We start from the raw sequence: 8,937 nt of genomic DNA on the forward strand, positions 1-8,937 counted from the left end.
GCGAACTGCTTGCAGGATCGACAAAACAAGCCGCACTCGGGCCTCCTCTGCTACGAGAAAGCCTCTCAAGAATCCTTCTTTTGCGGCTTGGCAATAGCCAATCAACTTATCTGCGATTCCCCTGCCCCTCGAGGGGGAGATGGCCGCGAAGCGGTCAGAGGGGGTCCTTGCGCGTAGAACGCCGACTTCATCTCGTGCCGCACGGCGTCGGCGCTCCACGCGCGGCGACCCCCTCTGTCGCCTTTGGCGACATCTCCCCCTCAAGGGGGGAGATCAGCGCCTCACCACCACATGCGGCGCGAATGTCTTCACCGCCTCGATCAAGTCCTGGTCGTGGATGTCGAGCGAGGAGATCTCCATGTGCACGGTGGTCTTGCCGAAGGGCATCAGGCCGAAGGCATTGGCGGCGGCGTATTTGATCGCGTCGGGCGGCTCCTCGGTGAGCTCGAAATTGAGCATCGCCGCACCCTTGCCGCCGGAGGCGAGGCGCACGCTCTTCACCTTCTGCCACGGCACCAGCACATCGCCGGCGCGAGCATCGCGGAAGCCGCGCTGATCGAGGGTGACCTTGACCGAATTGTCGAAGGCGCCGCGCGAAATGAAGACGCCGAGCGCCAGGAAGGCGACGCCGAGCAGCGCGATCCACAGCACATGGCCGCCGGAGGTCCCCGAGGCGACGCCCTGCAGCGCCCCGAAGCCAAAGATACCGCCGATCAGGAACGGTCCCACCGCCGGCAGGATCTTGCCGGAGGCGCTGTTGCGGATTTCAAGCGGCGCGGCCATTTTTCGGCCGCTCACCGTTCCGGTTTCAGCAGCGTCCAGATCCAGCCGATGAAGGTGAGGACCAGGAACGGATAGCCGGCGGCGGGCAAAGGCGCCGATGTGGGCAAAAGCGGCGCGCCCCACAGGATCATCGCCGCCGAGACGACGAAGAGCACGGCCGCGACGAAAGCGGTGAGCCGCATCCACAGCGCGAAGGTTTTTGGCGCGCTGACCATGACCAGCCCCGCCGCCCAGAGGCAAATGCCGCCGACATAGGAAGGCACGCTCGCCTCAAGGCCCGCCGCATTGCCGGCCAGAAGCAGGCTTTCGCCGGCGAGGTAGGTGAGGAAGCCGGCCGCGACGAGATCATTGGCGAGCCGCTGGTATTTCATGGTGAGCAGCGCCGCCGCGACGACGACCCCCACGCCATCGATGGTCCACAGCGTCTCGCGCAGCGGATCGCTGGCAACGAAGGTGCCCGCCATGCCCAACGCGCCCCCGACGGCGAGGCCGATCGCGGCGATGGTGTCCGAGGTGGAGCGCATGCGATGTCTCCCCGAGCGGGGGAGAGGATAGTACGAAATCGACGTTTCAGAAATGCATCAACTTGCGTTTTGAGGACCTGCCCTGAGGAATGCATCCAGTCGCTGCTGCAACGCAGGCAGATGCTGCGTTTCGCACTCCCAGACGACTAGAACTTCCCACCCCGCTTCTTGCAATGCGGTTTCGTTGCGCGAGTCTCGCGCCACGTTCTCTCGAAATTTCGCTTCCCAAAATTGTGCTCTGGTTTTGGGTGTTGTGGTTCGCACACAACCTGGATGCCGATGCCAGAAACACCCATGCACGAATAAAACCCGTCGCCGACCAGGGAACACCAAATCCGGGGATCCCGGTAGCGTTCGGCGGTGCAACCGAAACCTGTAGCCCAAGGAGTGCACTAGGCGCCGTATGATCATTTCTGGTCGCGTGTCGCGAGACTTAACGCGAGACATCAATTGGCTCCGCGCCGACGAGACCTGCTCCTTCATCCGTCGAACACTCTTTCTCGATTAGTTCGCATCCTATACGTATATGGGCACCCAAATTCACATAGTGGCTAGAATGGCAAATCAAGATCTATCCGAATCAGCAATTCAAGACGCTGTCGAGACAGCTCGCAATGAGGTGCGTTACCTAGTAACGGACTTTCCGGTAGAAACCCTCATAAGGAAGTATAAAGAAGAAGAAAAGAATGTTGACGAAGGAGATATATACATACCAAACTATCAGAGGAGCCTTCAGTGGAACGCCGACCAAAAGTCGTACTTTATCGAAAGCCTTCTCCTAAGGATTCCTATCCCTCCAATTTTCTTCTACGAAGTAGGAGGGCGCCTAGAGGTTGTAGATGGGTCGCAACGCATTAGAACAATTGTCGAGTTTCGAAATGATAAGTTTAAGCTGACAAACCTTGAAAAGCTCGATTCCCTTAACGGGCTTAAGTTTAGTAAGTTGCCAGCGCCAACAAAGAAGCGCTTTCTAAATAATCCAATCAGGTCTTTTGTTCTTGAAGAGGGTACCGACGAAAGCTCCCGTGTTGAGTTGTTTAGGCGCATAAATACCTCATCAAAACAGCTTACTGAGGCAGAGATAAGAAAAGGCGCTTATCAAGGGCCCTTTCTCGACTTGGTCGTGGAATGTGCAAATCGAGATGTATTCAAAGAACTGGCTCCAGGCACCGGATCGCGAGGCAACCGCAACCCGGAAAGCGAGCGGCAGGAGCTAGTCGCTAGGTTTTTTGTTTATTCCATCTCTTACAAAGACTTTGTCCACGACGTAAGGCGTTTTATCGACAATCACTTCAAGCAACTCAATGAGACACTCTCCCAAGCCGATATCGCGGCCATGTCAACCGAGTTTGACAGCGTCATGAATTTCATCGCCCGCAATGCCAGCAATGCATTCTTCCGCACCGACAAAACCAAGCAAGTCCCAAGGGTGCGATTTGAGGCTATCGCCGTAGGCGTGTGCCTAGCGCTCCGCCAAGTTCCAAATTTAGAGTCTGCCAACTTCGATTGGTTAGACGACCCTGAGTTCTACCAATTGATTCGGACGGATGCGAGCAACAGCGGCCCAAGACTTAGGTCGAGAATTGAATACGTACGAGATAGAATCCTTGCGCAGCAATGAGCGAAATTGAACCTTTAAAAGCCAAGTTCGACGAACTCGAAACTGTCCTCAAGCTCGTAAAAGAACTTGAGAAGAGGCAGCGTTCGAACGTCAGGAGCCATTATCAAAAGCAGCAGCTTATAGCTTCCGTGCGCGCCACCACCTATGTCATGCTTTACAATGCTCTTGAAGGCACGATGCGATCGGTGATGAAATCGATTCGAGAAAAGATCGAGGCCGAGGGAATTTTGTTTGATCAAGCGACCGAGTACTGGCGGTTAGATCTTGTTCAATCTAATTTCCTGGATAAAATGCAAAGTGGTACTAGTCACGGCAATTTGCTAGTTGAGTTTGTTCCCTTAACAACTCGGCCACTTTTCTGGGATGAGTTAAAAAAGGACCGCCTTCCATTTAGTGGAAATTTTGGACAAGCCACTGCTATCAAGCTGAAAGAAGGCTTGGAAATCAGCTGGTCGGCACCGCCGCATACGCTGGGCGGCAGTGATCTGGACAATGTTAGAGAGCGGCGGAACGCCTTGGCTCACGGCCTCGAATCCTTCTCCGAAGCGGGGGACAAGGTCTTGGCAAAGGATCTTTTGGCTATGTTGGACCGAGTCCGCAAGTTTATGCTGTCCTACATTGCTGCTTTAGAGTCCTATAGAGACACCCAAGGCTACGTTAGGCAGCCTGGTGCAGTTGGAGATAGGACCGTAGATCTTCAAGGAATTGCTGATTCTTTCGAAGGGGAGCCACTTCAAACCGGCGAGTGAACCCTGCAATCGCCCGCTTCGAAACTGGCTTCGGAGTGCAAAGGCCAAAATCGCTCAATAGCGACAACGTTGGATTAGAAGGACCTTCGCCCTTAGGGCTCAACCCTACGATATCTGACTTTGGGCCTCCGTATGCCGCGCGGGGTAGCCGGTCGCCTTGGCTGGAGTTCTGCCGTTCTCCCTCAGGGGACGAAATCTGTCTGCGGATACGTTTACCAATCCATTCGGCAACAGGAACGCTTACGGCATTGCCCGTCAGCAACCACCTTTGCCTTGAGCCTTTCAGAAAATGGTCCGCAGCCTTAGTCCAGTTGATCGGAAAACCCTGAAGGCGCTCGGCATCCTCGATACCAGGTGACAGAAATTCCGAGCTTTCGCGGTTCCATATCGCCGGCGGCGAAGGAATGCTTAGGCCAGAGCCACCCTTTAAGGGAGGGATCGCTTCCGGCGACCATCCGAGACCACGGTTACCTTCAGTCCAGTAGAACCCCACGAGTGCAGGGTCCGCGGATAGCGATTGACCTTCCAATTCCAAACCATCCAGCAGAATTTCCTCGGGACTGTCATTTAAGGCAGCAAGTACGAACAGCCGACGTCGACGCTGCGGGAGCCCAAACGCCCTTGTATCGAGTATTCTATATGCCCAGCGATACCCCAATTCCTCAAATCGACGGGTCACGTATCTGACCGACTCGCCTTTATGCAAATCGAGTGCAAACGCAACGTTTTCCAACAGCACGTACGCCGGCTTACGATCAGCAGCAGCAATTAGGCGAAATACTTCCGTGATCAGACCAGAACGATCTCCCCCAAGCCCCTTCATCGCTCCTGCAAGGCTGATATCTTGGCAGGGCCAGCCAGCTGTCAGTAGGTCGCAATCTGGAATCGAATCCAGCGTCTTCACGTCAGGCGCGATCTTGATGTTCGGAAATCGATCTTCGAGAACGGCCCTAGCAACCGGGTCCGACTCACACATCAATACGGTCGCATAGCCGGCCTTTTCCAGGCCCTTCTCGAAACCACCGATCCCGCTGAACAGGCTGACTACGCGCGGGGGATCAGTTTCTCGAATCATTCTGACATTTTAACTAGTTCTGCGAGGAAACTCGAGGAAATAAAATTCAATCCCCCATCTTCAGCGCCTGGATAAACGCCTCCTGCGGGATATCCACCTTGCCGAACTGGCGCATCCGCTTCTTGCCCTCTTTCTGCTTGTCGAGCAGCTTGCGCTTGCGGGTCACGTCGCCGCCGTAGCATTTGGCGGTGACGTCCTTCCTGAGCGCCGAGACGGTCTCGCGGGCGATGATGCGGCCGCCGATCGCGGCCTGGATCGGGATCTTGAACAGGTGCTGCGGGATCAGCTCCTTCAGCTTCTCGCACATGGCGCGGCCGCGCTTTTCCGCCGCCGACCGGTGCACCAGCATGGACAAAGCGTCGACCGGCTCGTCATTGACCAGGATCGACATCTTCACCAGGTCGCCCTCGCGGTAGTTGGTGAGGTGATAGTCGAAGGAGGCGTAGCCCTTGGAGATCGACTTCAGCCGGTCGTAGAAATCGAACACGACCTCGTTGAGCGGCAAATCGTAGGTCAGCATGGCGCGCTTGCCGACATAGGAGAGATCGGCCTGGATGCCGCGCCTGTCCTGGCAAAGCTTAAGAATCCCGCCGAGATAGTCGTCGGGCGTGAGGATGGTGGCGCGGATCCATGGCTCCTCGATCGAGGCGATCTTGACCACGTCGGGCATGTCGGCCGGGTTGTGCAGTTCCTTCGTCGTGCCGTCGATGAGGTTCATGCGGTAGACGACGGACGGCGCTGTGGCGATGAGGTCGAGGTTGAACTCGCGCTCCAGCCGCTCCTGGATGATCTCCAGATGCAAGAGCCCGAGGAAGCCGCAGCGGAAGCCGAAGCCGAGCGCGGCCGAGGTCTCCATTTCATAGGAGAAGGAGGCGTCGTTGAGGCGCAGCTTGCCGACGGCGGCGCGCAGATCCTCGAAATCGGCGGCGTCGACAGGGAACAGGCCGCAGAACACCACCGGCTGCGCCGGCTTGAAGCCGGGCAGCGCCTTTTGCGTCGGGCGGCGGTCCTCGGTGATGGTGTCGCCGACGCGGGTGTCGGCCACTTCCTTGATCGAGCCGGTGAAGAAGCCGAACTCGCCGGGGCCGAGCTCGTCGACATTGACGCGGGCCGGCTTGAAGACGCCGGTGCGCTCGACGAGATATTTTGCGCCCGTGCCCATCATGCGGATGGTCTGGCCCTTCTTCATCACGCCGTCGATGACGCGGACCAGCACGATGACGCCGAGATAGGCGTCGTACCAGCTGTCGACCAGCATCGCCTTCAAGGGTGCCGCGATGTCGCCCTCGCGCGGCGGCGGCAGCTGGTGGACGATCGCCTCCAGCACGTCCGGCACGCCCAGCCCGGTCTTGGCCGAGATCAGCACGGCGTTGGAGGCGTCGAGGCCGATCACCTCCTCGACCTGCTCGCGGATGCGCTCTGGCTCGGCCGCCGGCAGGTCGACCTTGTTCAGCACCACGACAATCTCGTGGTTGTTGTCGATCGCCTGATAGACATTGGCCAAGGTCTGCGCCTCGACCCCCTGGGAGGCGTCGACCACCAGCAGCGAGCCCTCGCAGGCGGCCAAAGAGCGCGAAACTTCATAGGCGAAGTCGACATGGCCGGGGGTGTCGATGAGGTTCAACACGTAATCCTCGCCGTTTTTGGCGCGGTAGTTCAGCCGAACCGTCTGGGCCTTGATGGTGATGCCGCGCTCGCGCTCGATGTCCATCGAGTCCAGCACCTGCTCCTTCATGTCGCGCTCCTCCAGCGCGCCGGTGAGCTGGATCAGCCGGTCGGCAAGCGTGGATTTGCCATGGTCGATATGGGCGACGATGGAGAAATTGCGGATGTGGTCGAGGGGCGCCGTCATGCGGCGCGCTTTAGCAGGGGCGGGTTTAAGGGGCAAGCGGTGGGCCCGGGGAGATAGGAGCAGAGCAGGCAAACACGCTCGCCAATGTCTGAACACGGCCAATGACCGGAGAGCCGGCGCTGCCCCTCATCGCCCTGCCGGGCACTTCTGCCCGTAAGTGACGGGGAGAAGGGGCTGGCCGCCGCCTCGGTACCTTTCTTGCAGCGTTCCAAATTGGCGAAATCGTCGATGGGGGCGCCCCTCTCCCCGTTACCATACCGGGAGAGGATGCCGGCAGGCAGGTGAGGGGCAGCGCAAGCGTTTGAAGGTTAGGGCGCCTCCGCGCAAAAATTCAATCCACTTAAACTTTCATGCACTCATTTTGGGCATATCTCCACCTCTGGTGGCAGGCAGGTGCATTGCCGGTGTGTATGGGGTTGGGGCATGTTCTCGTCGGCAAGAGATTTCGTTCGATCGCAAGGCGGCTCGATGCTGCCGATGATGGCGCTGTTGGCGATCCCGCTGCAGCTCGCGGTCGGCTTTTCCGTCGACTACACCTCGGCGGTGACGACCAGGAGCAACATGCAGCAGGCGCTGGATGCCGCGATCCTGTCGATCACCACGCTGCCGACCACGACCTCGAAGGCCGATCGCCAGACGCTGCTGCAGCAGGCCTATGTCGCCAATAGCGGGCTGGGCGACGCGACGCTCACCGCCGTCAACGTCGCCGCCGACGGCACGGCGACGTTCAGCGCCACGGCGGCCTATCCGATGCCAACCAGTTTCATGCAGATCGCCAGGATCAATTCGGTCGATGTCGGCGTCGGCTCCTCGGTGCGCAAGGCGCCGGCGCTGGTGCAGTCCACTTTCAAGGTGACGAAGGTGTCGGGCTACTGGAACAAGACGATGACGCTCTACGGCACCCAGTTCGGCCAGACCAAGGCCAAGCCGCTGATGACGATCAGCTATAACTACAACGGCTATGGCGACCCGAAGGGCTACGGCACAACCACGGTGAGCACCATCAACGGGTCGACGAAGACCGTGGTGCAGAAACAGGTCTGCACGACCTCGACGGTCGACAATTTCAACAATCTGCCGAGCGGGGCGATCACCCAGACCAGCGGCAGCAACAAGTACGTCACGACCTGCGCCGATACCTTCTATCCGGCCAACGGCGCCGGCGCGGTGATCGATGTCAGCCAGATGGACCAGCTCTATCTGCAAATGGACGTTCCCTCGGGCAACCCGAAGGTGCTGAAGTCGAACGATCCCAACACCTCGAACCGGCTCTATATCGGCACCAGCGCCACCGATATGCCCGAGGTCGCGACCGGCCAGAAAGTCGACATCTTCACCTCGGTGCCCTGCGGCCAGACCGGCTACCAGGCCTGGGAAGACGGCGGCAACCCTGTGCCGGCGCCGGTTTCCAATGCCGACTTCTTCTATACCGTGACCGGCAAATGCGCATTCAACCAGCGGCCGTCCGAGACGGTGCTGACGCAGTAGCGCCCTCCCTTCTCCCCTTGTGGGAGAAGGTGTCGCCGAAGGCGACGGATGAGGGGTGCTCCAGCTTGGCGGCGCCTTAAGTCTAGACAAGAATCTAGCAGACGCGCTCGCGAGCGTCTCACTCCGCTGGAGCGCCCCTCATCCGTCTCGGCGCTGCGCGCCGATCCACCTTCTCCCACAAGGGGAGAAGGGGAAGGCGCCTCTCAATCACAAACCGGTGAAGCTGTAACGAAGTCCTCCGCGGCGGCGAAATGGGAGCATCGCCCCGCTACGGAGACTGCTTCCCATGACCGGATTGAAGACAAGGATCGGCCTGCTTGCCGGCGCGGCATTTGCTGCGCTTGCCGCCACGCTCGATGCCGCTTCCGCCGAGCCGCTTAACCGTGGTCGAGCTGTTCACCAGCCAGGGCTGCTCGTCCTGCCCGCCGGCCAATGCCAATCTGATCAAGATCAAGGACCGTCCGGGCGTGCTGGCGCTGTCCTTCAACGTCACCTACTGGGACTATCTCGGCTGGAAGGACAGTTTCGGCCGGCAGGAATTCACCCAGCGCCAGGTCGCCTACGAGCCGCCGCTCGGCCATGACGGGCCGTTCACGCCGCAGGTGGTGGTGAACGGCAGCGCTGACGCCGTCGGTGCGGCGCCCGGCGAGATCGAGCGGCTGATCTCGACAACCCCGCACGCCAAGGGTCCGGCGCTCTCGCTCGGCGACGGCAAGGTGAGCATCGGCGCCGGCACAGCGCCCGGCGGGGCGGCCGATGTCTGGCTGGTGCGCTACGCACGCGGCGTCGTCGAGGTGCCGGTGGCGCGCGGCGAGAACACCGGACGCACGCTGCCGCATGCCAAT

Annotated in this window: 8 protein-coding genes and 1 pseudogene; 4 read left to right on the top strand and 5 right to left on the bottom strand. The window is 59.4% G+C overall.

From position 1 onward, the window contains the following. Positions 1–273 precede the first annotated feature (273 nt). Genes EOA49_RS27770 through vsr form a run of 3 tightly spaced genes read right to left on the bottom strand, consistent with a single transcriptional unit; the run spans position 274 to position 1,790 of the window. Positions 274–783, bottom strand: a complete 510-nt coding sequence (locus EOA49_RS27770) for a hypothetical protein (protein WP_127240368.1) — start codon at positions 781–783, stop codon at positions 274–276. An 11-nt stretch (positions 784–794) separates the two neighbouring features. Next, positions 795–1,307, bottom strand: coding sequence for a hypothetical protein (locus tag EOA49_RS32860; RefSeq protein ID WP_164746734.1), 513 nt, complete (start codon positions 1,305–1,307; stop codon positions 795–797). Positions 1,308–1,364: 57 nt separating this feature from the next. Beyond that, on the bottom strand, positions 1,365–1,790 hold the full coding sequence (vsr, locus tag EOA49_RS27780; RefSeq protein WP_127240366.1) for a DNA mismatch endonuclease Vsr: 426 nt from the start codon (positions 1,788–1,790) through the stop codon (positions 1,365–1,367). A 73-nt stretch (positions 1,791–1,863) separates the two neighbouring features. Here vsr and EOA49_RS27785 point away from each other — a divergent pair, with 73 nt between their 5' ends. Together EOA49_RS27785 and EOA49_RS27790 are read left to right on the top strand one after the other, a co-directional pair. Continuing rightward, positions 1,864–2,928 carry a DUF262 domain-containing protein gene (locus EOA49_RS27785; protein ID WP_127240365.1) on the top strand — a complete coding sequence of 355 codons (1,065 nt, stop codon included), beginning with the start codon at positions 1,864–1,866 and terminating at the stop codon, positions 2,926–2,928. Then, positions 2,925–3,677: an MAE_28990/MAE_18760 family HEPN-like nuclease gene (locus tag EOA49_RS27790; RefSeq protein ID WP_127240363.1), complete on the top strand. Its 753-nt coding sequence runs from the start codon at positions 2,925–2,927 to the stop codon at positions 3,675–3,677. The genes EOA49_RS27785 and EOA49_RS27790 overlap by 4 nt, the downstream gene beginning before the upstream one ends. Here the strand turns inward: EOA49_RS27790 and dcm are convergent. Then, positions 3,586–4,752, bottom strand: a complete 1,167-nt coding sequence (dcm, locus tag EOA49_RS27795; RefSeq protein WP_127240361.1) for a DNA (cytosine-5-)-methyltransferase — start codon at positions 4,750–4,752, stop codon at positions 3,586–3,588. The two genes, EOA49_RS27790 and dcm, sit on opposite strands and share 92 nt — an antisense overlap. 46 nt (positions 4,753–4,798) lie before the next feature. Then, on the bottom strand, positions 4,799–6,604 hold the full coding sequence (gene lepA, locus EOA49_RS27800; RefSeq protein WP_127240358.1) for a translation elongation factor 4: 1,806 nt from the start codon (positions 6,602–6,604) through the stop codon (positions 4,799–4,801). A 468-nt stretch (positions 6,605–7,072) separates the two neighbouring features. Between lepA and EOA49_RS27810 the strand changes: the two genes are divergently transcribed. Next, complete coding sequence (locus EOA49_RS27810; protein ID WP_348626900.1) at positions 7,073–8,092, top strand: TadE/TadG family type IV pilus assembly protein; 1,020 nt, start codon at positions 7,073–7,075, stop codon at positions 8,090–8,092. Between the two features lie 286 nt (positions 8,093–8,378). Further along, positions 8,379–8,937, top strand: a pseudogene (locus tag EOA49_RS27815) (DUF1223 domain-containing protein); the annotation flags it as partial.

Source organism: Mesorhizobium sp. M1A.F.Ca.IN.020.04.1.1, from assembly GCF_003997315.1.
Taxonomy (GTDB): Bacteria; Pseudomonadota; Alphaproteobacteria; order Rhizobiales; family Rhizobiaceae; genus Mesorhizobium.